The following is a 25934-nucleotide window of genomic DNA, read 5'->3' as shown; positions in this document are numbered from 1 at the left end:
AACTGCTCATCATGGTTTGTCTCCGTTGAGGTGGCGTCTGCGCGCCATCGAATGAAAGCTTGGATCGCTCGGCCCGCTAATGCTCCTGCTGGTGTGCGGCCTGCGCCTGCACCTGCACCAACCGCACAAGCTGCATCAACGTCTCTGTGTGCGGCACAGGCACGCCATGCCGGCGGGCTGTCGCCACCACGGCGCCGTTGATGGATTCGATCTCGGTCGGCCGCCCGGCCAGCACGTCCTGCAGCATCGACGGCTTGTGCCCGCGATGCGCAACGATGGCGTGCCGCACGTTGTCGTTCACCTTGGCGGCGTCAACCGTAACGCCGCTCGCGCGGGCCACGGCCAGCACTTCGCCCACGATGGTCAACGCCAGCGCCGGGCCGTCTTCTATCGCGCCCAGCGCGTCGACGGGCTGATTCAGCACGGTGCACAGCGGATTCAGCGCGGCGTTGAAGGCGACTTTCTCCCACACCGCGCCCCACACATTGGCATCGGCCTGGCAGTTCAGACCGGCGGCGCAGAGCGTATCGACCACGCGGGCCAACATCGGATGCGACGCGCCGTCTGCGGTCATCAGCCGGATCACGCCCGCGCCGTGGGAGCGCACGTGGCCCGGCCCGGCAAGATCCGCTGGCCACGTCGTCACGCCAACGAAGATCCGCTCCCCTGGCACGACCGACGCCAGCGCCTCTACATTGCCGAGCCCGTTCTGCAGCGTCAGGACATGCGTTGATGCGCCGATGAGGTGACGCACGCTCGCCAATGCGGCCCGTGTGTGCATCGCCTTGGTGAAGACGATCAGCAAATCCGGCACGTCTGTCGCATCGCCCGGGCGCAGCGCCTGCAGGTTGCGCACGCGACGATCGCCGCGATCGGTTGCCAGCCGCAAACCTTGCGCAGCAATGGCGTGCAAATGCGCGTCGTTGATGTCGAGCAGCGTGACGTGCTGGTCGGCTTCGGCCAACAACCCGCCAAACAGCGAGCCCATCGCGCCCGCACCGAGGATTGCGATCTTCATCGGCATCGCGGCTCAGAACGGGTAATGGCGCGGCGTGGTTTGCACCGTCATCCAGCGCAGCTCCGTGAATTCCGCCACGCCAGCGCGGCCGCCGAAGCGACCAAAGCCGCTCGCCTTGACGCCGCCGAACGGCATCTGCGCTTCGTCATGCACGGTCGGCCCGTTGATGTGGCAGATGCCCGATTCGATGCGGCGCGCGACGTTCATGGCGCGCGCCACATCGCGGCTGAACACGGCAGACGACAAGCCGTACGCGTTGTCATTCGCGCAGGCGACGGCGGCATCGTCGCCGCTCACGCGCACGATGCCCTTGACCGGGCCGAATGATTCTTCCGCGTAGATCAGCATGTCGCGCGTAACGTGGTCGAGCAGCGTGGCAGGCATCAGCGTGCTGGTGGCCTTGCCGCCGCACAGCAGCTTCGCGCCCTTGGCGAGTGCGTCGTCGATGAGGTGATTGCAGCGTTCGACCGTGCTCATGTCGACCACCGAACCGAGCACCGCCGGCCCCTTGCGCGGATCGCCCAACGGCAGCGCTGCCGCCTTGGCAGCCAGCTTGGCGACGAATGCATCGGCGATCGATTCGTCGACGATGATGCGCTCGGTGGACATGCAGATCTGGCCCGAATTGGCGAACGCGCCGAAGGCCGCGCCATCGACAGCAGCGTCGATATCCGCATCCGCCAGCACGAGCAGCGGCGCCTTGCCGCCAAGCTCCAGCACTGCGGGCTTCAGATACGTCGCGCACGTCTGCGCGATGATGCGGCCCACGCGCGTGGAGCCCGTGAAGTTGACGCGCCGCACGGCCGGGTGGGCGATCATCGCCTCCACGACCGCGCCCGCGTCGGCCGGGGCATTCGTCACGAAATTGACCACGCCGTTTGGCAAGCCCGCCTCTTGCAAGGCTTCAATGATGAGCCCATGCGTGGCCGGGGAAACTTCCGAGCCTTTGAGCACGACGGTGTTACCGCACGCCAGCGGTAACGCAATCGCGCGCACTGCAAGGATGACCGGCGCATTCCACGGCGCGATGCCCAGCACGACGCCGGCCGGCTGGCGCACGCCCATGGCGAGGCTGCCGGGCACGTCGGACGGAATGATCTCGCCTGCAATCTGCGTGACCATGGCGGCGGCTTCCTGCAAGCCGCTTGCGGCCAGATGCACGTTGAAGCCGGCCCACAGTGCGGAGGCGCCTGTTTCGGCCGCCATCGCTGCGGCAAAGGCCTCGCCCTTGGCTTCAAGCGCTTGTGCGGCGCGCATCAGCAGCGCGCGGCGCTCCGTCGGTCCCATTGCGGCCCAGGCGGGGAAGGCTGCTGCTGCGGCGTCGACGGCGCGACGGGCATCGTCCACAGTCGCGGCCGGCGCGCGCGTGGCGACGGTACCGTCAAGCGGATTGCGACGCTCGAATACCGCACCATTGGCCGCTTGCACGCGCTCGCCGTTGATCAGCATCGAGATGTTCTGCGCCGCGTCCAGCGGGGCAATGTTCGTATTCGTCATCAGGCAATCTCCACTTCAATCACGGTTGGTCCTGCGGACTGCAATGCGGTGCGCAGCACGGCCTCCAGCGCATGCGGGTCGCTCACGCGCTCGCCGGTGCAGCCCATCGCGCGCGCCAGACCGACGAAGTCGATACCGTTCAAGTCGGTCCCCTGCACCACATCGGTGGCGGCAAAGCCGAACACCGGCGCAAATTCCTGCAGCGCCGCGTAGCGGCGGTTGTTGAGAATGACGAACGTCATGGGAAGTTCAAGCAGCGACGCACTCCGCAGCGCCTGGATCGAATACATGCTCGACCCATCGCCAATCAAGCCGATCACCCGCGTGCCAGGCGTCGCCAAGGCAACACCGACTGCAGCCGGCATGCCGTAGCCCAAGCCGCCGCTATCCATCGTGTAGAACCCACCAGAGCGTCGCATCGGCAGATAGGCCTGCATGACGGGCCGCGCGCTCGGCGCTTCTTCAACGATGATGTCCGTCGCGCCGCGTACGGCGTCGAGCGTTTGCAACACGAAGGCCGCCGACATGGGCGAACTTGGCTCGGCGCGCGGCGCTTTGGCCCGTAGCGGCGGCAGCGGCCGGGCCGGCGGGGCGGGGCGGTCGAGCAAATCGAGCACGCCCAGGCGGATGTTGCCAACGGCGGAAATGCCCTCCGGCGTCCACGCAGCAGTCGCGGGGTCATCGATCAACTGCACGAGCTTCGCGCCAACCGGGGCGTGCGGCCCGTGCCCTTCCACGTGATACGTAAACGCCGGTGCGCCGAGGGCAAACACTACGTCGTGCCCCTGCAGCAGGCTGACGATCTTCTCGCGCATTGCAGGCAGGAAACCGGCGAACAGGCGGTGGTCTTCGGGAAACGCGCCGCGCCCGGCCATCGGTGCGGTGAACACGCGCGCGTTATGGGTCTCGGCGAGTTGCACGACGGCATCCCACGCGCCAGCGCGATCCACCGCCGCCCCCACCACGAACGCGGGCCGCCGTGCCGCATCGAGCAGGTCGCCGATGCGCGCCAGCGTGACCGGATCGGGCCGCACTTCGCACGCCACTTCATGCACGGCGACGGGCTCCGTCGGCTGATCCCAGTCATCCACGGGAATCGACACGAGCACCGGGCCGCGCGGCTCCTGCATCGCGACGTGATACGCGCGGGCCAGCGCCAGCGGCACGTCTTGGGCACGCGCCGGCTCGATGCTCCATTTGACGTACGGTTTGGGCAGCTCCGTCGCCTGGTTGGAGGCGAGAAATGGATCGAACGGCAGGATGGACCGTGCCTGCTGCCCCGCCGTAATCACCAGCGGCGTGCGGTTCTTGAAGGCCGTAAAGATGTTGCCCATGGCGTTGCCCACGCCCGCCGCCGAGTGCAGGTTCACCAGCGCCGCGTTGCCGGTTGCCTGCGCAAAACCATCCGCCATGCCCACTACCACGGCCTCCTGCAAGCCGAGGATGTAGCGGAAATCCTCCGGAAAATCGCGAAACATCGGCAGCTCGGTCGAGCCGGGATTGCCGAACACGTGCGTCATGCCGAACCGGCGCAGCAGCTCGATGGTGGCGTCGCGCACGGTGGTCAGCGCGAGCGAGGTGCGGGTCATACGGGCCATCTCCTTGGAACAGGCTGCCAGTATGGAATCCGTAGTTCTTAACGCGATATTGAATTATTTCGCCAAAGTCATTACCTTTTTGCATGGCCTTCGATCTGCGCCAACTGCGCGCCTTCACCACCATCGTTTCCGCCGGCAGCCTCGGCCGTGCGGCGGACGTCCTGCACGTCACCCAGCCCGCGCTGAGCCGCATCATCAAGCGGCTGGAAGACGAGGTCGGGGCACCGCTGTTCGAGCGCCACTCCAAGGGCATGCAGCTGACAGCGATCGGGCAAGCGCTGCTGCCGCATGCCTCATTGCTGCAGCGCGAGGCGGACTACGCACGTGAAGAGATCGACGCCATGCGCGGACTTGCCAAGGGGACCATTCGCGTCGGCGCAGTCGGCAGCATCGCAAGCTACGTCCTGCCGCTGGCCGTGGGCAACGTGGTGGCGCGCTGGCCGAATCTGCGCGTGGAGATACTGGAGGGCGTGTGGGACCGGCTGGCCGAGGGACTCGTCAAGCACGAGATTGACCTCGCGCTGTCCATGGCGATGCCGGATACCGAGGACATCATCGCCATCGCGGATTGCCGGTGGGAGGACGCAAGTTTCGTCGTGGCATCGCCTGAGCATCCGCTGCGCAGGTCCGCTGCGCTGACGTTGGCCGATACGCTAAATGCACCGTGGGCGGTTCCACCGCGCGGCACCGGCCCGTACGAGCATATGCGCCAGGTATTCGAAGCCGCCGGCCTGGGCCTGCCGAACATCGTGGTGGAAACGCGCTCGGTGACGGCGCTCAAGAGCCTGGTGGCGCGCTCCGGTTTCCTGAGCTGGATGGCCGAACCGATGATCGACGCCGAACGCCGCGCCGGCGTGATCGAACCTCTACCGATTCCCGGCCTGGCAGCGCGCCGCACGCTCACTGCGTTCCGGCGCCGCCACGGCATCCTGCCTGGCCCCGCCGTCAAATTGCTTGAAGCGCTGCGCCAACTTACCGCCTAGGACTTGTCAGCCGGTTAAGCCGCCGCGGTACGTCGCGGTACATCGCGTTACGTCGCTGATCGCGATGGCCGGTCATCTTCGACCGGCGCTTTTTTTGGGGCCCTGCTACGGCGTTGCCAACGGATTTTGCCGGGTGCCCGTCAGCATTGCAGGCTTCGTTTTGGGCGTCGCATCTTCGGCTGGTGTACGCCAGTCGCCCCTTCGGGCAAGCAGACTTGAACGCGTTCCCAACCTGGTTCAATGCGCCCTGCTGATCCATGCCGCTCAAACTGCCCTGCATCTCGTCCAGTGCGCCTGCCACCCATCCCTCGTCGTCCCAAGCGACAGGTGGCGACACGAGTACGCCATCCAACCCTGTCAGACAGGCGTCTCGCCAGCGCGGGCAACTTGAGGGATTGAAGAAGGCGCCCCCCGCGCCGCCTCCGCTGCCGGGCGCACCGCAGGCCAACGTCGGCATGGCGAAGCGGATAGGCAAGGCATTGCGTGCGCAAGTCAAAAGCACATTCCGTGGCGTGACGAAGGACGGCGCGAGCCGGCTCGACTGGAACACGCCGTTCAGCGCCCACTCGCGGGCCGGCAGGCCCACCACGTTGCGTGATTTCGCGCACGTCAAGCAATCTGTGGAGCGCATTGCCGCTGCGCGCAGCGACGCGCCGCAGCCCGGCAGCCCTACAGGTTCGGCACGTAGAACGGAGCAGGCGCTCAATCACGCGATGTCGGGCCTGCGCACCCAGATTTCTGCGATCACCAATGCCAGCGCCAGCCTCCACGGGGGCCAGACGCAAGGGGCGCAGGCGCTGCAACACGTTGACGATGTCATTGCCTACTGGGAGACGGCGCACGGGCAAGCGCTGGCGGTGAAGGTCAGCAGCGAACCCGAGGCCTTCGTGGCGGGCGTCCGGGAGATGGCTGCCGCGCATTCGCCCGCCGTGGCCATGGCGGTATCGCTGGCGCTCGTGTCCGCCAAGGAGCGTTTCGACCCGGACAACGCCACCACGCTCAATGGCGACATCTTTTCTTATCTGAAGCATGCGGACCTGGGCGCCGAAATCGGTAGCGCGAAAACGCATTCCGAGACTTCGCGCGACACCCATATCCTCGCCCTGCGCGGCGCGCTGGAGCAGACGCGCGACGCCTTGATGGCACACCGCTGCACCGCAGGCGCCGGTTCGGGCGGGGAGGCGTCGTCGGCACCGTCACACACGATCGACGTCAAGGCGCTGCAGGCCTTCATTCAGACGGTGCGCGATTTCCCGATCGCCATGCGTGGCGCGGCACGACATGCGCCCCAGGCCCTCGCGCAATGGCCGGGTGTGCGGGAGAGCTTCGGGCAGTTCGATGCGCGCAACGCCGAGGCCGCTGCAGCCTGCCTGGCCACGCTCGAAGCGGTGGCTGACGAAATCGGCTCCCAATCGCCGGCGCACGAGCACAACAGTGCCGTCGTGGTTTCTGCGCAGACCGCCGAGAACATTCGCCATGCGCAGGAGGCGATGATTGCGACGGTCTCGACGCCCACCCACCTGCACACACACGATCAGCAACTCAAGCACGCCGAAGCGGGGCGGGCCGTTGCGTGGGGTGCTTTGCAGCACGCTGCGACGACCGGCAATTTCGAGGCAATGCTTGCCGCCACGGGCAATCGCAATCTTTCCGCCACCGATCAGGGCAACCTGCGCGTCCATCTGCAGGCCGGCGCCGCCATTGCGACGGCGCTGAAGGCCAAGCCGACACCGGAAGCGCTGATTGCCGCGCGGCTTGCTCCGCACGAGGCCGTGTCGAGTGCGACGAACTTCGCCCAGCGCGTCTCCGACGCAAGCGCCAAGCTCATCCACGGTGCAGGACCGTCGGCACTGAGCGCCGCCGAGAAGAGTGATCTGGTCGCATGGCGCAACGGCTTCACCGACGACGCGCCGGGTTCTGACCTGAGCCAGTTCAAGGCGCGTATGTTCAAGTCGCTGGCCTGGGTCGACCGGATGGACGACGACCGGCGAGCGGCATTGCCGAGCCACCACAAATCGCCGCTCTCCGCCGCGCGCATCGGTATGGCGCAGGGCGATCGCGCCGTCCTGGCGAACGAGCAGAAAGCGTTGATGGCGGAGCTGGCGAAACCGGCGGTCAACGAGGTGGTGCAGGCGGTCGCTGTCGAGATGGAACGCCTTTGCGGCAGTACCCCGCCCGCTGAGGCTGCCTCCGGAGAAGGCGCGCCCGTTCGTCCGGAAACGTTGAGCGATACCCATTGCCAGTGGATCGCGCTGCGGGTCGCGCTTGAAGACTGGATGCCCGAGCACCAGGCCGCACGGCAGGGGCATCAGCTCGTGCTGGGCCGCGAATTCTCCCCCGCAGCGTTGCCGGAAGCGGTCGAACAGCGTATTCGCAAGTTCACGGAAGATGCTGCTCACAAGGTGACATCGGGCTCGCCCGAGGCCGTGGAACAAGCGATTGCAAACGTCCGGCAGCATCTTGGCAGTGTCCGCCTTGGCCTTGAAGATGTGCATGCGCTCGCAAATTTCCTGAATGTCGAGCAGCCCGAGCCCTTCCAAAAGGCAATGGAGGCGGCCCGCAAAATTGCCACGGCGCCACCGCTGGCGCCCGCAGACAGATCGCAGCACAGCGTGCGTGCCATGCTGGTGGATTACCTGAAGACGATTCCGGGCGGCAACACGGTGCGGTTCAGCCGCGGCACCACCGGCGGGTTCAGTACCAAGGGCATCACCAAGGCGCTCGTCAACGCCAAGAAGCGGCTGCTTGGCGTGCCGGTGGCCGGCAATGCCCGTGTCGATCTGCGTTATGAGAAGGGGCGTGAGGCGGCCGTGTCCATGTCGTACCCCGTCCACGCCGCCGAGCTGTTCATCGGCACGGAAAAGCGCCACCGTGGGCGCATCGGCGCGGGCTGCTTCTTTGGCGCCAAGCTGTTCAAATGCTGCCGCACGGGCGCCAACGTCGACGTGAACCCTTACGAGCACGAGCGCACGGATGCCACCGGCATCATGGTCCGCATTCCGCGCCGGACGGCGGCAAAAGATGCCGAGGTCCGCGCGCTGTTCTCGCGCGTTACCGACTTCATGTTCTCGGCGGCGGATGCCCGGCGTCGCTCGCCCGAAGGCATGCCCGACGCCGATGCGCTGTTCCATGCTTTCGCCAGCGAGTTTTATGCGGAGCACGATCTCTCGCTCAGCTGGATCAACCAGAAGACGCGGGCGCATCGCAGCGAGATGTCGGTGGGGATCGGTGCGTCCGTCACCAAGCTGCTCAACCCCAGCCAGCACCGCAAAAGCCAGCAAGAGACCGGCGCTCTTGGCGCGAGCCTGGGCTACTCGTTCGAGAAGCAATGGCTGTCGACGTTCAAGCAGCTCGACGCAACGGGCACCTACCGGATTGCCAACCTGCGCGAGCAGAAGCTGAGCCGGCACAAGGTCAACCTCGGGCTCACGACATCTGCCGTGACGGGCACGACCGGCAATACGTCGGCCGATCTGTTCGGCGGAGGCGCGGTGCTCAAGGAGCGCGGCACGAACGTGAAGCTGCGCCTGGCGATCGATCGGGACAACGTGCTGCCGACAAAGTCGGTGGCGGATTTCGAGTTCGACAGCTTCCACGACTACGCCCGGTATGTCGAAGCGACCAAGCACGAGTGGGTGAAATTCTTCGCCTATCCGCACCGGAACGATCCAGACGGCGGCCAGGCAAAGGGGCTGAAGGCAGTCAATGACAATCTCGACACGGCGCGCCTGCTGGACAGCCCGTACAACGCCTTCTTTGTCCGGCGCGCCCTCACCACGGAGGCTGCGAAAACGCTCAACGAGCTGCAGCAGCTTTCACTGGTGACGCCGCCAAGCGAGACCAAGCTGCACGAGCAGCTCGCCGCCTCATACACCAAGACCATCAACGCCCCCGACTCCTGGATGCCGATCGGCCTGCGTGCTTATGAAAAATACAGCGAGGCCGACGGCTTCAACGTCAATGCGGGTTTGCGGCTGACGCAGAGTACCGGGCTGAAGGTCGAGCGGCAGATCGTGTTCGATACGATCGACGCCAAGCTGCTGAAAGAATACGAAGCGCAGTTGAAGGAACAGCGGGCCGCGCCGCCCGCCTCTGTGCCACCTCAGGATGGGCCTCGCGTGCCACCATCGGATCGCCCGATGCAGCGCCAGGGTTCATCGGGCACGCCTCTGTATCAGAGCGTGCAAGGCGCGCGATCCGAAATCGAAGCTGCAGACGACGAGGTCGACCACGAATCGGTTTCTGTCCCGCCGCGCGGGCAGCGATCTTCATCACTTGCCGACATGTTGGCCATGTCGCCGCCGCGTGCGCGCCCCGACGACACGCGCGCGCATCTGGAGCGCTTGAAACAGCAAATGGATGCGAAGGCCGGCATCTCGGCCGCACCGAAAAAGTCGGGCGCCTTCTCGAGCAAGCTGTTTGGCCAGAACCGGGCCAAGCTGCGATCCGCAGCGGCACGCGTGCAGGAGCAGCCAGCCAGCGCGGGCGCGGGTTCTGCCGCGCGTCATCGGCAGACGGTGGTGCTCCCCGAGGCGACCGCGGCAACGACTGCAACCGCCAAGCCACGGACCTCCGAGACATCATCCACGTGACCAGCAGGGGCGCTGACCGGGCTTTCGCCACATCGATGGGATTCATTCCAATGAGCGCGCTACATACAATTATCTGCAGTCATTCTGGCGCTGATTAAATATCAGCATCGCGTTATTGAAGCGCTGATCGCATTGAATGATGACGCGTTCATGACAGCGATGCGGGCATTGCTCAATTAATCTCATCAGCGTTAATTTGCGGGCGACGATCCGATAAAATCGATCGCAGCCGCGCTTCACGCGCCTCCGTGAAGCGTGGTCAAGAAGCCCCGGGCGGTTACAAGCCGCCTGGGGCTTTCTTTCTTCTGATAGGCCCTCGCTCCTGCCGCGCCACATTGATCCGGCGAAGATGTTCGGCTGCTTCCTGAATGTTGCCGCTGCAACTTCTGGGCATCGAGTTCTTTGAAAAAAATACCAATCAATATTCGCGTATTGATTCGGTTCCTTCAAACGAACTTCAAATAACCTCACTGTTCATTTCTGCTCGCCGGGCGCGATGGTAGTCTCGCCATGGTGGATGGCATATTCCATGAGCGTCTTTATCGAGCGGATTGCGCGTGTTTCAATGCGTTGTAGTGCGATCTGTTCGCATGTTTTCTGATGCTTTGAAACATGGATGTATGCGCCGCTGCGTTTAATATTAAATCGATTTGACGAGGTCGGGATAATGAAAAGAGAAAGTGGTGCCAGCAATGTGCGGGAAGCGCGCGCTGCAGCAGAATCACGCGACAAGGTCGGCGGGTTTTCTCAGCGGTATGCGGCAGCCGCGCTGCTCTCGCTTGCCCTGTTCGGCTGTGGCGGCGAAGGTGACGGTACGTCTGGCGGCAGCGCGGGCACGCAGGCAGCCGGCAGCGCACCCGTCGCTACGCAGACGGGCGCCAGCGACGGCGGCATCAAACGCACGCAAAGCACCGATAGCACTCCCGCAACCGCCATCCTCAACAAGATGGGCCGCGTGCCGCGTCTGCAGGTCGGCCTGGGTTCGGGCCAATCGACCGATGACATGAAGGCGCAGAACATTCGCCCGGACATCGTCGATACCTACCTGGTTGGCGTCGGACAAAACGCGTGGCCCAACTGGAATACGGACGGCGCCTACGTGACCTACACCGCGCAGCGGGTCCAGGCCATGGGTGCCACGCCGATGTTCACGCTCTACCAGATGGCGTCCAATGGCGACGGGAACATCAGCGGCATCAACGACGCGACGTTCATGAACAGCTACTGGTCGCAAGTGCGCATGATGTATGACCGCATCAACGCACTGGGTACGCCGGTGCTGGTCAATCTGGAGCCGGATTTCTGGGGCTACGTGTGGTCGCAGGCGCCCAATCATGATCCGGCGCAGCTCGCTGCGTCTGTGAACAATCAGCAGGAATGCAGCTGGCTGCCCAATACCGCAGCTGGCATCGGTATGTGCCTGGTGTCGATGGGCCGCTGGCATGCTCCCAAAGCGTTGCTGGGGTTCCCGCCGTCGTTCTGGACTGGCACGCCGGACGTGATCGGCAAGGAAATGCAGGCAGTCGGCGCAAACCAGGCTGACTTCATCGTCGCCCAGGCTGGCGACCGTGATGCCGGCTGCCTCGAGGCCGCTGCAGTAGACGAATGCAAGGGCCGCACCGGCCCGTTCTATCTGGACGAGAACAACATCCAGACGCCGAACTTCCACCAGGAGCAGAACAAGGTTGCAGCCTACCGCGATGCGCTGGGCAATGGGCTGCCGATCCTGTGGTGGCAGACGCCGTTGGGTGTGCCGTCCGACACGCCGGGTGGCACCCCCAACCATTACCGTGACAACCACGTCGACTACATGTTGCGCAACCCGTGGGAGTACGGCGGCCTGCATACGTTCGCAATCGTCTTCGGCGGTGGCGGCACGTATTCGACGAATATCAACACCGATGGTGGCCAGTTTGCGCGCCTTTTCGGCCAATACCTTTCGTACGGTGGGGTTGGCGTGCAGTGAGTGAGGTTGCTGGCCGGGGCATTCGGTGTCCCGGCTGTGCTTCACAGCGCCCGGCGTGGCCACGCTACGCCGGGCGCGATGCGTTTTCCGGTTGCGGGGCCATCCGAAGGTTGAGGACGTGCGCAGCGAACGCAACAGGCAGCAGCACGCCGTACGTCTATGGGTTGGGCGCGACGCTGCGGATCAGGTTGTTGGCTTGATCGGCAACATACAGGTTGCCGCTCGTGTCGACCGCGATCCCGGCGGGTTGATTGAACATCGCCGTGCTGCCTGCGCCGTCGGTGCTTCCCGGATTGAGGGAGCCGGCCAGGGTGGCGACCACGCCCGCCGGCGTCACCATGCGGATCAGGTTGTTCCCGTCGTCGGCGACATACAGCACGCCGTTGGTGCCGATTGCGATTCCCACCGGCAGCGAGAACGTCGCCGCAGTCCCCACGCCGTCATCACTCCCTGTCGCGCCGGAGCCCGCCAGCGTCGTGACCATACCTGCCGGCGAAATCTGCCGGATATCGCTGTTGAACCACTCCGCCACATACAGCGTGCCGGACGGAGAGCGCGCGATGCCCGACGGGCCGTTGAAGGTGGCGAGCGCGGCCGCGCCATTGTCGCTGCCCGCCGTGGTCGTGCCGGCCAGCGTTGTCACCACCCCGGCCGGCGTGATCTTGCGGATCATGTTGTTGCTGTAATCCGCCACGTAGACGTTCTCGTTGGCATCCACGGTGATGCCCAGCGGGTTGTTGAACGAGGCGCCTGCGCCGACGCCATCGGAGCTGCCCGCAGTCGCCGAACCGGCAAGCGTCGTGACCGTGCCGCCTGGCGTGATCTTTCGGATGTCGTTACCGTAGAACTCGGTCACATAGATGTTCCCGCTGGCGGCCACGGCAATGCCGACGGGCGTCGCGAACTTGGCGCTGCCCGCCATGCCATCGACATGGCCGGGGCTGCCTGTGCCCGCCAAAGTCGTTACGACGCCACCCGGCGCGATTTTGCGAATGACGTGGTTGCCGTAATCGGCCACATACAGGTTGCCCGAGGCGTCCCGCGCAACACCGCTCGGCTGGCGGAACGACGCAACCGATCCCGTACCGTTGGCATACCCGGCGGTGGTGGACCCGGCGATGGTCGACACCATCGACTGTGCGACCGCGCAGTTGACGCTCACGCCATTGACATCGCCGTTGGCCAGCCCCGTGCCGTTTGCAACGGAGCAAGACTGCCAGAGCGGTTTGGCGCTGACCGAGACAGCGTAGGCGCCCCCCGCCGCGACGGGGACCGGAAAGCTGAAACCGCCATCTGCGGCCTGGACGATCGGGTCCGCACCGTTGTTCAGCAACGTGAGGCTGCCGTAGTCGAGCAACCCCGTGACCGTTCCCGCAATGGTGTAAGAGGCTGGAGCAATGGGGGTGACGGGGCTGACCGGGCTGACCGGCGAGCCGATCGGCGCAACCGGCTGCGTTGCGCTCGGTGGCGGGGTGGAGGCCGCATCGTCGCCGCCACCGCCGCATGCGGCCAGGATCAGGCAAATTGGAATGGCTTTCAGAAGCGGAGGGCGTGCGAACGGCATGGCTCGGTGCTGGGCAAACAACGATCAGATTTGGGTGGTGGGCCTCTCAACCCCAGCGATGGGGGCGCGGCATGTGTCTTCTGCGCCGCCGTATAGACCGTTTCTGATAGGACGCCAAACCGGGCGATGTGACGCAAACGCTTGACCGTTCTTGCGCACGCTCGCTTCGATGCTTCGCTGGAAATGCAAGGGCTCGTTGTAGATCGGCACCGGTTCCTGAATCTGTAGCCGTGCCTTGACGAAAACGGCTCTGGGTGCGGGTTTTCCTCCACATGCGTGGCGGTTCCCCCACCGATTTACCGGGATGGCATAGCGTCGCCCTTACGTTTGCCGCGATGGCCGCGTTCGGTCAGCGGATCCCCGTGTTCGTTGAATTGGGTGTAGATCGTGGCCAGCGCAGATTGAACCTTGCGCATGCGAACTCGGTAAAACATGAACGCGGCCGATAGCGCAGCCAACAAGAGACCCGAGGCCGGACCGATGATCTCGGCGCGCTTCCAGAGTGCTTCATCGTCGGCGGGAGTCGCGCTGTGGCTTTCGAGCGCGACACGTGGCGCATCGCCATTCTCTGTGGATGGTGCCGCCGCTGCCGCTGCCGCTGCCGCTGCCGGCGCCGGCGCCGGCGCATTCTTCAAGGCCGCGAGCCGGCGCATATCCGCCAGATTCTGCTCAACTTGCGCAAGGCGCGATTCGAGTTCACGGATCGCCTGCCTGGCCGCAACCAATTCCTCGTTGAGCTGCTCCACTTTTGCGCGCTCTTGCGTGCCCGAAGCGGAAATGTGCAGCGCGTCCTTGTCGGATGCATTGGCTGGTGCAGAAGTCGGCCGGCTGCCGGCAGCAGGGTTCGCATTTGCCCCGGGCTCGGTGGTCACCGCCTGCGTCAGCATGCGGATCTGGCGTTCGGCCTCGCTCCTTGCCACCGCGGTGATTTCCTCGGCCGACGGCACACGCAGCGCGGCGCCGACGCGCAGTCGGTTGATGTTTCCGCCAATGAAAGCGCGCGGATTGCCCCGGTAAAACGCGAGCGCGGTCTGCTCGGCAGATACGTCCGCCCTGTTTTGCACGGCACCGAGCGCGATCTGCGAGAGGCTGTCGCCCGCCTTGACGGTATAAGCCGCTTCGGTACGCCCGCCGTCTTCACCTGCAGGAAAGGTGGCGGCCGAAGACAAGGGACGCGCACCGTCTGGCTGACTGCCGGTCGCCGTGCTTGCAGCGGGAGAGGCTGCAGCTGTCGCTGCCTGCTTCTCGGCGCGTTGTGCCGGCGCACCGTCAGGCGAAGACACCGCGGAAGTGGGCGCGACTTTGCGTTGGGCCTGCAGGAAGGTGGTGGGTGCGCTCGCCGCGCCCGGCGGGCTGAGCAGCACCGTATACGCCGCCAGCATGTTTCCGCCCGGCGCTGCCAGACGCACGACGATATCCGCAATGGCGTCCATTTGCGGCGCGGTGGAGTACACGCGAACGGCATAGCCGCCGTCTTGCCGCTGCACCAGGCTCGTCCGCAACGAAGTCGCGCCTGCGCTGTAAGGCACGCCGGCGGCAAGGTAGGTTTCGCGGTTCCCGGGTTGCGGCACAAGCGTTTGAGCGTCGTGCGGGCGCAACCCTGTCAACTCGATTTCCGCATCCAGCGGCTGGCCAATGTTCGAATGCAGATGCAGCACGCCCAGCTCAACTGCGTGCCCAGCCGGCATGCAGGCCCACAGCGCTGCCGCTGCGCCCGCAGCCAGCGACTGCCGCGCAGGCCAATGCGCAATTCCTCCACGAAATTGCTTTTTCATTTTGATTGCTCCCCTTGTATTGCTGACACCCGAGTTATTGGTTTGGGGGGTGGTCGGGAAGGATAGAGCGTTTCGTCCGAGTGCCGGCGCCGACGTCGGGGCAGTTGAGAAAAATTCAGAGTTCGGGCGGCGTGCCGGTTCCGGACTTGGTGCTGAAGGCGTCACCCGAAGCCCGAGCGGGGGTCGGCCCCAGCCGGCAATGACGCATGCGCTTAGCGGCTGAAGCGATCCCGCAAGCTCGCACTCTGGTTCAGGCTCGTCAGCATCGCATCGAGCCAGTGCTCATCTGCCCCGGCCGGCGGCACGTCCGGCGCATGCGTCCTGTGTTCGGCGGTCTGATCGGCCGCATGCCTGAGAACCACCGGGCGCATGGGTTTGGCGGCATCCTGCTGTGGTTGCGGCGCAGCCTCTTGTGCTCGGGTTTGGCCGGCAAGCGGCAATGGCGCACGTGCTGCCAGCTTGCGGGTCAGGATGCCTTCCACGGCGCGCGCATAGATGCCGTTTTCCCCCGGCGACTCGGAGTGATAGGCGCCGATGGCATGCCAGCTGTTGCCGTGCAGTTGCACCTTTCGCGCCAGATGCCATGCGGCCACATAGGCGCTGACGCACGGGTCATAGAGCATCTGGCGGCCGATGCCGTAGCGCGACAGTTCGGGCAGGTGGATCGTATTGATCTGGAACATGCCCAGGTCTTCACTGCCGTTGCGGTTCCGGTTGTGCGCTTGCGGGTTCAGGTGCGATTCCTGATACCCGATCGCGCGCAGGACTTGCGCGTTGACGCCGTGATAAGCGGCGGCATCGTCAATGCAATCGGCCAGGGCTGCGGCAGGCAGGCAGGCCAGCAGTGCGACGGCGAACACCAGCCCGCGGCGCAGCGCGGCGGCGTAACGCTTACGCCCGCGCATGCTCTTGCCTGCCGGCGCAGGCGCGCGTCATGGGGTGGCGTTGTTGCAGGCGTTGCTGCCGCCAGGTGCGATGCGTTTCGCGACGCGTGGGCCGTACGGCATGGGTGGTTGCGCGACGCTCCCGCGCGGCCATGATGCGAGACGATTGGGCATGCATTGCGAATCTCCGGTAACGAGCATGCGCGCATCATAGAAATGGCTGCGCGGTGGTGCGCGCGGGCTGTGCGAACTAGGCGGGCCTGCAGCGAAACCGTGTCGACAGCGTGCGTTGGCATGACCGTTCGCTGTGGGCGCAACGGGTTCGTCCTGCCACGGGCCGCGTTGTGCGGGGGTCCATACGATCAGCAAACAGGCGGAAAGGGCGTGTTGCCCGCCGCTGACTGCCACTCATCTTCTTGGGCCCATCATGCAATCACATTACGGTAGTGCCCCCATGCTGCCCCACACCGTCGCACAGACCCGCGCCGACCCGGATGCGGCGGACGCCGGTGTCTCGGTCACCGGAAAGCTGTCGCGCGCATTGCGGCGCGCACTGCAGCGCGTGCGAACCGGGCACGCCGAGCCGTCGCCTGCCGCGAACCGATTCCACGTGTCGGTACCGCACCATGACCGACAGCCGGCGCCGACGACTTCGCGCGCGCAGCATCAACAACGCGCAGGCGCGGCGCGCGATGCACAGCGCATCCAGCAAGCCATGCCGCAGGGCCACGGCTTGCGGGCCCCCATTCCGCCGACCGATGCCAGCCGCTGGCTGTCCGTATGCGAGGCGGTGGCCGGATGGCAGCAGGAGATGGCGCGTCGCCTGCACCGCTACAGCGGCCCATTGTTGACCGACACGGCGCGGCCCACGGAGCAGGGGCTGGCACTGGCCGCCACGCGCATGCTGCTGGCCATGCAGCAGAAGAGCCGACACCTCGTGCTCGACGGTATTCCGGTGATGCGCCTGCCTGCGGCTCTGTGCCTGGCCGAAGAGCTGGAGCGGCTGACCGTTCACGATTGCGATCTGTTTGAGTGGCCGGCGTCCGGCGGTTTGCCGGTTAACCTGGGCGCGCTGCATTTCGCACGCAATCCGCGGTTGACGGCGTTGCCGGGGCGAATGGGCAAGCTGTTGCAACTGAAAGAGATCGTCGTGCTCGATTCGCCGCTGCGTGCGCTGCCGTCGTCGTTGTCGCAGCTGCCGAGGCTGGAGCGGCTGGTGCTGCAGGGCACGGATCTGCGCATCGTGCCCGTGGAGCTTGGTGCGCTGGCTGCATTGCAAACGCTGACGCTGGCATCCAACAAGCTGCTCGTGCAATTGCCGATCAGCCTTGGCCAGCTTGCGCAACTGCGCGAGCTGCAGTTGCGTGGCAACCCTCTGCTCACTGTCTTGCCAGACACGCTCGGCAACCTGGCCGAACTCGAGCGTCTGGACCTGCGCGAGAACTGCGCCATCACGGCACTGCCCGAGTCGCTCGCGCGACTGCGCAAGCTGCGTCATCTGGACGCCTCCGGCATGGCGAGTCTCGTGGCCGTGCCGGAAGGCATTGGCCATTGCGCGCAACTCCGTACGCTGCGCCTGCGCGATTGCGGATCGCTGCGCAGCTTGCCTGCGTCCGTTGGCAACCTGGCGCAGCTGACACACCTCGATTTGCGCGGTTGCTACGCATTGTCGGGCCTGCCCGAAGCGCTTCGCGACCTTCCGGCGGCGTGCCGTGTCGACGTGCCGGCGCATCTGTCGGCACGGCTGGCCGAATTGCGCCCCGCAGCTGCCACCGTTGCGACAGCCGGCTCCGGCATTGCGCCGGATTGGACGGCACTGCGCCAGGAGTGGCGTGCGCGCCTGCAGCCCTATGACGCCGAATATGGCAGCGATGCCCTGTGCATCTGGATGGAACGCTATATCAACGCCATCGCACCCGACGCCGTGCGCGCCTACCGCGACAGCCGCCGTCTCGGCCTGCTGGTGGATGGCCTGTGCGAAATGGCAGCGCTGCGTAGCGCCGTATTCCAGCGAGCGCAAGAGCGCTATGCGCTGGGTTGCCTGGACGAAGAGGGTCTGCCGCTTGACGTGCTGATGGCGTTGCTGGTGGGCGAGCGCTTGCGCGAGCCGGGGCTGCCGGAAGATGCAGCCGCCCGGATGGTGCGCGCCGAAGCGTTTGCAGCATTGCTCGAGTATGGCGCGACCGGCGGGTCGATCGACGAGGCCGTTCAGAAGCTTGCGGCCTGGCCGCCGCTGCAAGGCTACGTCGCGCGCTATGTCAGGGCTGGGGAGGGCGTCGCACAGCGGCACGTTGCTGTCGCGCGCGAGTGGCTGCACGCCGGCTAGCACCGCTGTTCAATGTTGTTCCCATGGGCCGGCTTGATGCCGGCCTTTGTCTTTGTGCGCCTACGGCAACACAACAGGACGCTTGCCGGGCAAAAAAAAGCCAGCCCGGGCGCATCCTGGGCTGGCTGCAGAGCGTGCCTTCCGCGGGCTTTACGTCTCCGATGGGCCCTCTTCGGTCGGGAATGCGTTGCCGAGCAGCGCCTTGCGGCGTTGCAGTTCCTGCTGTGCCTGTTGGCTGATCGGCAGGTTCATGGCAGCGAGCCGCTGTAGATCCGCCAGGTTCGCCTGCTTGACCGATGCCTTGGCCGGCTCCAGGCGCGTGCGCAGCTGGCCAATGGTGCCCGCCGGTTGCGGTTTGCCATGGAGCGCAGCCTGCGTCCGGTTGTTCTCGCGTTGCAGCGCCTTGGGGTTGCGCACCAGCGACTGGATGCCGATGTTGCGCTCCTCGGTATGGAAGAGAGCGGCCGAGTTGATTGCGCGCGTGTTGCCGATGATCTTCGAGAACGCGTCGAGCAGCGGGCGGCCCTGGTTGGAGTCGCACAGATAGTCCGCGCGTTCCTCGATGGTGGTCATGGCTTGCAGGCGCGCGCGCATCGCGTTCACGTCGAGGTGGCTCACGTCGATCGGCTTGGCCAGCGGTTCGGCCATCTTGAACAGCTCTTCGCCGTTGGCGGTGGAGCCCGGCGCGTGCGCCGCCACTTGCGTTGACACCTGGGCCGCACGTGCGAACGGCGTCGCAGCGTGATAGCGCACGAACTCGTTCTTGATCTGGACGGGGCGGTTCTCAGCCGCCGCGGCGTTGATCTCTTGCGTGGCGGCTGCGTATTTCGCCACCACGTCGACCATCAGGTTCGGGTTGGCGAGGTAGCGATCGCGTTGTACCGGATTCGCATCGAACGCCTGCCGCAGCGCGGCGTCTTCGCGATGCGCTTCCGCGTCGACGATCTTGGCGAGAAACGGGTGCTGCATGATCAGGTAGCTCGTGTCGGAGCCCATCACCTCGCCTGCGTAGCTCTGCGTGCTGTCCGTATGAGAGACGGACGGTGTGAACGTGCCGTGCGGTGTCGGGACCGTGATCGCCAGGCTCATGCCGCTGTTCTTGTTGCGCAGGACGCGCGCGTATTGGAGCTCCATCGGGGCATTCTGTACGTCAGGCGCCTGACGCAACTTGACGACCAGGCTGGTGCCGTCGGTCACGTTGAGCAGCAGCCCCTGCGTCTGGCGGATCAACTCATGCGGATCGAACTTCTCGTCCTGCAGCCGCATGTTCGGCGCGAATTTCTCGATGGCCGCTTCGATGGCCTTGTTGAGGATCGCGCCGGTAATGGGTGCACCGCCCTGCGCTGTGAACGTCAATTGCAGGAACTTGCCCGTACGGCTGGGATTAGGTTGATGATTGGCGTTCATCAGGCGTGCCTCGGCGGTGAGCGAAATCTGCCCCGCGCTATTGCCGACCGAGATGGAGCCCGTGAAAGGCCCCAGCTGCACTTTGCCGGTGGACCGACCGAAGCGGTTGACGATTGCGTTGAGCGCACTGCTCTGCGCGCCGCCGGAAACCGTTGCCTTCAGTGCTGCATCCCAGCGCTGCCACAGCGATTTGTCTTTCAGCGGGCCGTTCTTCTGCACGTCGTAGTTCTTGAGCGGCAGGTAGGTCTTGTCCAGCATCTCACGCGCGGTCTTGTACATCGAATCCGCGGTCAAGATGGCTTCGGCCGCAGCCGTACCGTGCTCCTCGCGCTGCGCCATCTGCTGCTTGACGACAGAGATATGCGCACCCACGCAGCCCAGCGCCAGGCTGATGGCAGCGTGGCTCTTGGCGACGAACGCTTCCGGGTTGGCCAGCGCATCCTTCTGCGGGTAACGGCCCTGCCACACGGTCTGGTTGATGTGCGCGAAGGCGGCTTCTCGGTGCTGGGTCAACGTACCGCGCTCGCTCGCTGGCATGAAGCGATCATTCCTGGCGAGCACGGCGCCGGCCTGGTTGGCAAATTGCAGATACGTGCCGATGAGATGCTCCAGCTGGTCCGTCGCGTGATTGAGCTGTTCGGGGCTGGCGTGCGTGATGGCGTTGCGGAACTGCGCGGGGATGTTGGCTTCTTCACCATAGTGCAGGCGCTCGGTTTCGGTGAAGGGCAGCGCGGGTCCCGCATGCAGTTCCTGCGTCAGTGCCTTGCGTGTCTCGTTGTACAGATGGAGTTGCGCGGGCGGCGGTTCGGCACAGGCCGCATCGAGCTGCTGATGCAGCTTGAACGTGGACTGGTAATCCTTGTGATAGCCGGGGTCCAGCAGCGTGTGCGGTGCGGCTGCGCTTTCCGTGAAGAACTGCGCGACGTTGCCGCGCAGATTCACATCAAAGCTGCCGCCGGCTTCCAGGTTGGTGCCGCCGTGGGTCTCGTTGCCGACGTTGGCATCCAGGCTGCCGGTCACCTGGCGATAGGCCAGGATGCGGTCGCCATAGGCCACCGAATCGGGCACGTCGCGTCGCGGTTGTGCGGGCAGTGGCTGTCCGCTGCCCATGCGGTCCGTCACGACGTCGGTGATCGGCGGATACGCGGCCTTCATCAGCGTGCTGAAGTGCTCGCCACCCAGTTTCTGGTCGATGGCGCCGGCCAGCAGCGTCATCTTCAAGGTGTTGAAGCCCTTGGCAATCTTGGCGTCGTTCAGAAAGTAGGGCTTGCCGGCAGCTTCCGTGTAGTTGCGGCCCAGCGCGTGAGACACGAGGTTGGCCAACGATTCCAACTGCTGCATCGCCTGGCGCGCATGCGGCCCGGCGGACTTGACCCAGGCATGGTTGGCATCGTGGTTGGCAACGAGCTTGACGAGTTGGCGCAAATCATCGTGTTCGAGGAAGACGTTGCCGCCGGACAGGTCAAGCCGGCCCGTGAGCTTGGCGGCCCACTCGCCCAGCTTGCCGCCCAGCGCGACCTTGGCAAAGGCTTGTGCCGAGGGCCAGTAATCCACGTCGCCGTCGTCGTCGGCAAAGTAGATGCGGCCCTTGCCGCCACCCGCTTCCACCGACACGTGCGCGCCGGCGTAGCGGTTGGTGGGGAAGGCCGACACTGCCACGCCGCCCGACGTGCCGGTGCTCACGTTGGAGCCCGGCTTTGCCGTGCTGATGCCGGGAGCCTTGGCTTCGAGGTTGGCCGTCTCCTTCTCGGCGTAGTGGCTCATGACCTCGTGCGCGCTGCCACTCAGGTGTGTTCGCTTGAGTTCGGTGAGCAGCGCGGCGATGCCTCTGTAGGCGTCGGCCGGATCATGGTTGCCCAACGATTTGGCAAGCTGGCGCGCGGTCTTGGCGGCCGACGCAAATGCATCACGCACGGCCATGCCGACTTCATGGGGCGCCTTGCGCGTGTCGTCCGCGGCAATCGTCTGGATGGTGCTCAACTGATGCTGGAGCTTGGCGAGCAGCCCGTCGCTGTTCGGATGCGAGTGCATGAGCGCCACCGGCACCCTAGGCAGTGCATCCTTGAGCGCCAGTGCCATCTGGCGTAACTGCGGTTTGTTCAGCGCGCCGGTATCGACGTCGAACACCGGCGAATCCGGCGGCGCGTGACGGCCTTGCGCCCGCCCGCTGAACGAGGGAGACAACGGCGGCTGCTCGGGCTGCTCCGGCTGCTGGGGCGGCCACTGCAGTTTGCCCTCGCGAATACGCTTCTTGGCTTCCCGGTGCACAGCGCGCGTACCACGCCCACTCAAGGTGCTGTTCGACAGCTCAACCTTGAGCTGCTCATTGGAAAGCGATGCAGCGCTTTTCTTTTGGCGGCTGGCCGTCACCATGTCGGCAAGATCGCGCAGGCCGCTGGGCAACTGCGAGGTCTTGCGCACGCTTGGCATCGAGGGCTGCGAGGATTGCGATGTCGATGTGCTGGACGACGTCTGTGCCGGAGGCGTCGCTCTGGAGTGGCGGGAAAATATCTTCATGATGGGCGAGGGCTCCGAGGTTGCATGCCGGGGCAACGCGGTTCCGCCCAAGCACAATTGAATCTTGCAAGCCTAGCCAGCCCCGGCCGGCGGACGTTGCGGGCACCGAAGTGCTGCGTCGGCATCCGAAACGAGTGACTCCGGCGCCTCAATACCGCGTGGGCGCGGCGCCGTCGTCCAGTTCCGCCGTGAGTGCGGCGATGGCATCGAGCAAATCCGTCGCTTCGGGGTCGTCGTCCAACGCATACCGGAAGCGATAGATCATCTGGCCGGTTTGCGGGTGTCGCACGACGCTGCCGCGTGCGGCGCCCTCCACTTCCAGGCAGAGACCGAGCAGCAGATTGAGCGTCAACGCGACGTCCAGCGTGTCGCGAGGCCCAAGTTCGACATAGGCCGTCAGCATGTCGGGATCGGCGTAGCTGTCATAAGCCAGCCAGACGTTGCGGGTGCCGATGCGCAGGGCATGCGCGGGCAATGCATCGTTGTCGAAAGGGGGGTGGGGCAATTCTTCGGAGGGCATGGGCGGGCGCCGTGGCGGGCGTCGCTGCAACGCATTGCAGCAACCGGGTTGCACCGCCAGACGATGCCAGCAGGGGCTCCTGGATGTGGCTGGGGTACCGAAAAAGTGCGATATAGGGCGAAAAAATGCCCACCTGAAATATCAGCGGTGGGTAAAATCTCGACATCTGGGTGGGGCCTTTGCCCACACCGGATCGGGCTGTTTACCGGGGAACGCCCAGCACAGATTTTCGCGGAGGGTACCGTGACGCAAACCTGCCAGCCAGTTACCGAACTGGCCTCTGACTGGTTCCGACAGCACTATGCATGGCTCGCCCGTCGTATGGGCTGCAAGACGGGCTGTCGCTTTGGCGCCGAAGACATTGCGGCGGAGGCATTTGCGCAATTGCTGCAACGGCCAGGGTGGCAAGACACCCGCGAGCCGCGCGCCTTGCTGACAACGATTGCGCAACGCCTGCTCTACGACACCTGGCGCCGTCGCGATCTCGAAGAGGCCTACATGGCGTGGGCCGCCACGCAACCGCAGGCGACGTTGCCATCGCCGGAAGAGCGCGCGTTGATCCTCGAGACCCTCACCTCCATCGACCGCGTACTCGATGGGCTGGCGCCCAAGGCGCGCCGCGCCTTCCTCTATAGCCAGCTCGATGGCCTCACATACCCTGAGATCGCTGAGCGCCTGCAGGTATCCGTTCGCATGGTGCAGAAATACATGACGCAGGCCATGCGCCTGTGCTACCTGGCCGAAGCATCGTGAAGCACGCGCTGGATGACCGGATCGCCGAGCAGGCGATCCAGTGGCTTGTCGTACTGCGCTCGGGCACGGCTTCGGAGACGGAGCGGCAGCGCTTTGCCGCGTGGCAGGAAGCCGACCCCGCGCACGCCGCCGCCGTGCAACGCTTGCAGGGCGCGTTGGGTTCGATGGCGCTGCCGTCCGTCGCAGACTCGCACCGGCGGGCCGCGCGGCGGTTGCTCGATGCGCCGTCTGCGCCGATGCGGCATGTGCGCCGCGCACTGATCTTCAGCGGGCTGGGTTTGGGCGTTGCCGCTCTCGTTGACCGGGAGATCCCGCTGTCCGACCTGGCTGCCGATATGCGTACGGCAACCTCCGAGCGCCGCGATTTCACCCTCGCTGGCGGTTATCAATTGCGTCTGAACGCACGCAGCGCGGTCGACGCCTCCGCGGTTGTGCGCGGCTACGACGTGCGTCTGCGCAGCGGCAGCGTCCTGGCCGTTGCCGGGTCGCCGTCGGGCCAGTTGCGGTTGTGGTCTGGCGCGGGCACGGTGGAATGCACGGGCGGCATGGTCTGCGCAACGCTGGAGCCTGAAGGTGCGATGAAGGTCGCCGTGCTTGAAGGCACCGCAGCACTGTCGACGCCGGCGGGGGCCGTTTCCACGGCGCGTGCAGGCGAGGTTCGGCGTCTGGCCGACGGCGGCATCGAAAAACTGGCGCTGATGGCGCGCAACGTAGCCGCCTGGACGCGCGGCATGGTCGAGGTCGAACACCAGCCGCTGGCCGATGTGATCGACGCATTGCGACCCTACCACCATGGCCTGATTGAATTGAACCGCGAAGTGGCCGGCCTGCGCGTGACGGGGCGGTTCCCGCTGGGCGGATGCCGCGCCCTGCAGATGCTGGCCGAAACGCTGCCCATCCAGGTGAAGGAGCTTGGCGGCGTGTGGGTGCGCATCGGCCCGCGCTGAGCGCGCGTGCGCCGCGAAAAAATTTTTGCGATCGGGGTTCCGGTTTTTCTCGCTCGTTGCACAGAGAGAGTAAGAGGCTGCCGCGGTCACCATCCGTGCGCGCCCCTGCATCCAGATGCAACAGCTTCCACAAGAGCGAAGGACGACATGAACGCCCGGGTCCAGAACGACGTGCTGCTACACGCAGCCGACAGCACGGCTGAAAGCCGGTATTTCTCTCCCTTTCCTGCGGCCGCCGCCTGGCGGGCGCACGCGGTGGCGCCTCTGACGATCTCGGTGCGGCAGGTCTCGCGTGCCCCGAACGGTGGGATCCTGGTCGATCTGACCGAGCTGGCCGAGGCCGCCGGTGAAGATCCGCCAGCCCAGCCGGTCACGCTGGAGCAGGCACACGCCATGCTTGGGCGGATGTTGGAATCGAGGCGGAAGGGGGCTGGCCGGTCGGCGGGCAAGGAGGCTATGTTCTCGGTGCTGACGCCACGCCAGTGCGACATCCTGCGTGAGGCAGCCTCCGGCAAGTCCAACGTGGAAATAGCGCAGGCGCTGCATATCGGCGTAGAAACCGTGAAGTCGCACGTGCGCCAAATCCTGATGCGTTTGCAAGCGCGTAATCGGACAGAATTGGCAGCGTTATACCAGCAATGTGCCGGTGAAAGCCGCGCCCGCGAAAATCATTAACGCGGTAATCATTAACAAGGCAATGTTTTTTAAACCGGCGCTGAGTTTCTTAAGCCGGTACTGAAATTGTCAGCCTTGAAGATTTTCATTAACGAACGCTAAAAAGATTCGCCGTAGGCGCGATCGCCTTACGGCGCGCAATCGTTTGCGCAAAAGACCGCTCACGCGGCCAGGATGGTGTGCGCGAGGGGGCCTGTCGGCTCGTTGCTGGCAGCCTGCACGGCCAGCTGATAGCCGCGTGCATAGACGGTCTTGAGTTCCACGCCGGTTTCGGGGCCGAACTGAAGTTTCTTGCGCAGCTTGTAGATGTGCTGCTCGATCGAGCGCTCGACGATGCTGGCGTCCGCGCCCCAGACGGCCGATGCGATCTGCTGGCGTGAGAGGAACGAACCCGGCGAAGAGAACAGCAGCCATGCCGTCGCGAACTCCCGCGCAGTCATGCGAATGGGGACGCTGTTGACGGTGGCGGTACGGGTCAGCCGGCAAAGGCGATATGGCCCCACCACGACGTTGATACCGGCATTCTGGCGCACCGGCTCTGCGCGGCGCAGCGCCCGCTGCACGCGGGCCTGCAGCTCTTCGGCGCTGAAGTGACCGGTCAATACGTCGTCCACACCGGCATCAAACGCCGAGGCCATGTCCCCCCGGTCGACAAACTGCCCGAACACCAGGGTGGGCCAGCACATGTCGGCATTGCACTCGCGCCACGACAGCACGAGCTGCCCGGCAGTGCGGAAGTGCTGCGCGTCGATCATCAACAGATCAAACGTTTCCGTGCGGCGCGCGCGCAGCAGCGACAGCGCGTCGTCAAAGCGGACGCACTCCGCTTCCTGGGTGGATAGACAGCTCGCCACGTAGGCAAAGCTGGATGGGTTCGAGGTCAATACGGCGAACTTCATGGCGCTCCCCTTT

Annotated in this window: 16 protein-coding genes; 7 read left to right on the top strand and 9 right to left on the bottom strand. The window is 65.2% G+C overall.

The genetic code is table 11. From position 1 onward, the window contains the following. Positions 1-76: 76 nt before the first annotated feature. Genes R2669_RS04930 through mdlC form a run of 3 tightly spaced genes read right to left on the bottom strand, consistent with a single transcriptional unit; the run spans position 77 to position 4104 of the window. A complete protein-coding gene (locus R2669_RS04930) occupies positions 77-1018 on the bottom strand; it encodes a ketopantoate reductase family protein (RefSeq protein WP_316898962.1) in 942 nt (313 codons plus the stop codon). 12 nt (positions 1019-1030) lie between these two features. Next, complete coding sequence (locus tag R2669_RS04925; RefSeq protein WP_316898960.1) at positions 1031-2515, bottom strand: aldehyde dehydrogenase; 1485 nt, start codon at positions 2513-2515, stop codon at positions 1031-1033. Then, positions 2515-4104 carry a benzoylformate decarboxylase gene (gene mdlC, locus R2669_RS04920; protein WP_316898958.1) on the bottom strand — a complete coding sequence of 530 codons (1590 nt, stop codon included), beginning with the start codon at positions 4102-4104 and terminating at the stop codon, positions 2515-2517. The genes R2669_RS04925 and mdlC overlap by 1 nt, the downstream gene beginning before the upstream one ends. Before the next feature lie 92 nt (positions 4105-4196). Between mdlC and R2669_RS04915 the strand changes: the two genes are divergently transcribed. The 3 genes from R2669_RS04915 (at position 4197) to R2669_RS04905 (ending at position 11654) form a co-directional block, all read left to right on the top strand. Then, positions 4197-5096, top strand: coding sequence for a LysR family transcriptional regulator (locus R2669_RS04915; protein WP_147214811.1), 900 nt, complete (start codon positions 4197-4199; stop codon positions 5094-5096). A 395-nt stretch (positions 5097-5491) separates the two neighbouring features. Then, the gene (locus R2669_RS04910; RefSeq protein WP_316898957.1) at positions 5492-9688 is read left to right on the top strand and encodes a hypothetical protein; all 4197 of its coding nucleotides are present in this window, start codon (positions 5492-5494) and stop codon (positions 9686-9688) included. A gap of 667 nt (positions 9689-10355) precedes the next feature. Beyond that, positions 10356-11654: a hypothetical protein gene (locus R2669_RS04905; protein ID WP_316898956.1), complete on the top strand. Its 1299-nt coding sequence runs from the start codon at positions 10356-10358 to the stop codon at positions 11652-11654. A gap of 157 nt (positions 11655-11811) precedes the next feature. Here the strand turns inward: R2669_RS04905 and R2669_RS04900 are convergent, their stop codons facing one another. From R2669_RS04900 to R2669_RS04890, 3 genes are all read right to left on the bottom strand, one after another. After that, entirely contained in the window at positions 11812-13218 is a 1407-nt protein-coding gene (locus R2669_RS04900; protein ID WP_316898955.1) for an NHL repeat-containing protein, read from the bottom strand. A 296-nt stretch (positions 13219-13514) separates the two neighbouring features. Then, entirely contained in the window at positions 13515-15158 is a 1644-nt protein-coding gene (locus R2669_RS04895) for a type IV pilus assembly protein FimV (protein WP_316898954.1), read from the bottom strand. A 47-nt stretch (positions 15159-15205) separates the two neighbouring features. Further along, positions 15206-15898, bottom strand: coding sequence for a lytic transglycosylase domain-containing protein (locus R2669_RS04890; protein ID WP_147214816.1), 693 nt, complete (start codon positions 15896-15898; stop codon positions 15206-15208). 433 nt (positions 15899-16331) lie between these two features. On the opposite strand from R2669_RS04890, the gene R2669_RS04885 reads away from it, so the two are divergent. Further along, on the top strand, positions 16332-18203 hold the full coding sequence (locus R2669_RS04885; protein ID WP_316898953.1) for a leucine-rich repeat domain-containing protein: 1872 nt from the start codon (positions 16332-16334) through the stop codon (positions 18201-18203). 150 nt (positions 18204-18353) lie between these two features. Here the strand turns inward: R2669_RS04885 and R2669_RS04880 are convergent, their stop codons facing one another. Next, complete coding sequence (locus tag R2669_RS04880; RefSeq protein ID WP_316898952.1) at positions 18354-22040, bottom strand: type III effector protein; 3687 nt, start codon at positions 22038-22040, stop codon at positions 18354-18356. A 235-nt stretch (positions 22041-22275) separates the two neighbouring features. Next, positions 22276-22647, bottom strand: coding sequence for a type III secretion system chaperone family protein (locus tag R2669_RS04875; RefSeq protein ID WP_316898950.1), 372 nt, complete (start codon positions 22645-22647; stop codon positions 22276-22278). Between the two features lie 243 nt (positions 22648-22890). On the opposite strand from R2669_RS04875, the gene R2669_RS04870 reads away from it, so the two are divergent. From R2669_RS04870 to R2669_RS04860, 3 genes are all read left to right on the top strand, one after another. Beyond that, a complete protein-coding gene (locus tag R2669_RS04870; protein ID WP_147214819.1) occupies positions 22891-23400 on the top strand; it encodes a sigma-70 family RNA polymerase sigma factor in 510 nt (169 codons plus the stop codon). After that, complete coding sequence (locus tag R2669_RS04865; RefSeq protein WP_316898949.1) at positions 23397-24347, top strand: DUF4880 domain-containing protein; 951 nt, start codon at positions 23397-23399, stop codon at positions 24345-24347. The genes R2669_RS04870 and R2669_RS04865 overlap by 4 nt, the downstream gene beginning before the upstream one ends. Positions 24348-24494: 147 nt before the next feature. Next, on the top strand, positions 24495-25022 hold the full coding sequence (locus R2669_RS04860; protein ID WP_186829272.1) for a response regulator transcription factor: 528 nt from the start codon (positions 24495-24497) through the stop codon (positions 25020-25022). 161 nt (positions 25023-25183) lie between these two features. Here R2669_RS04860 and R2669_RS04855 read toward each other — a convergent pair whose 3' ends face one another. Continuing rightward, positions 25184-25921, bottom strand: coding sequence for a response regulator transcription factor (locus tag R2669_RS04855; protein WP_316875599.1), 738 nt, complete (start codon positions 25919-25921; stop codon positions 25184-25186). Positions 25922-25934: the final 13 nt, after the last annotated feature.

The organism is Ralstonia edaphi, assembly GCF_958350185.1.
GTDB lineage: Bacteria > Pseudomonadota > Gammaproteobacteria > Burkholderiales > Burkholderiaceae > Ralstonia > Ralstonia edaphi.
Note: the sequence above shows the minus strand (reverse complement) of the source record. Positions and strands in the feature narration are given on the sequence as shown.

Excerpts from the sequence above, each read along its gene's own strand:
- R2669_RS04930 (WP_316898962.1), bottom strand. The coding sequence starts at position 1,018 with ATGAAGATCGCAATCCTCGGTGCGGGCGCGATGGGCTCGCTGTTTGGC.
- R2669_RS04925 (WP_316898960.1), bottom strand. The coding sequence starts at position 2,515 with ATGACGAATACGAACATTGCCCCGCTGGACGCGGCGCAGAACATCTCG.
- mdlC (WP_316898958.1), bottom strand. The coding sequence starts at position 4,104 with ATGACCCGCACCTCGCTCGCGCTGACCACCGTGCGCGACGCCACCATC.
- R2669_RS04915 (WP_147214811.1), top strand. The coding sequence starts at position 4,197 with ATGGCCTTCGATCTGCGCCAACTGCGCGCCTTCACCACCATCGTTTCC.
- R2669_RS04905 (WP_316898956.1), top strand. The coding sequence starts at position 10,356 with ATGAAAAGAGAAAGTGGTGCCAGCAATGTGCGGGAAGCGCGCGCTGCA.
- R2669_RS04900 (WP_316898955.1), bottom strand. The coding sequence starts at position 13,218 with ATGCCGTTCGCACGCCCTCCGCTTCTGAAAGCCATTCCAATTTGCCTG.
- R2669_RS04890 (WP_147214816.1), bottom strand. The coding sequence starts at position 15,898 with ATGCGCGGGCGTAAGCGTTACGCCGCCGCGCTGCGCCGCGGGCTGGTG.
- R2669_RS04885 (WP_316898953.1), top strand. The coding sequence starts at position 16,332 with ATGCTGCCCCACACCGTCGCACAGACCCGCGCCGACCCGGATGCGGCG.
- R2669_RS04880 (WP_316898952.1), bottom strand. The coding sequence starts at position 22,040 with ATGCCAAGCGTGCGCAAGACCTCGCAGTTGCCCAGCGGCCTGCGCGAT.
- R2669_RS04875 (WP_316898950.1), bottom strand. The coding sequence starts at position 22,647 with ATGCCCTCCGAAGAATTGCCCCACCCCCCTTTCGACAACGATGCATTG.
- R2669_RS04860 (WP_186829272.1), top strand. The coding sequence starts at position 24,495 with ATGAACGCCCGGGTCCAGAACGACGTGCTGCTACACGCAGCCGACAGC.
- R2669_RS04855 (WP_316875599.1), bottom strand. The coding sequence starts at position 25,921 with ATGAAGTTCGCCGTATTGACCTCGAACCCATCCAGCTTTGCCTACGTG.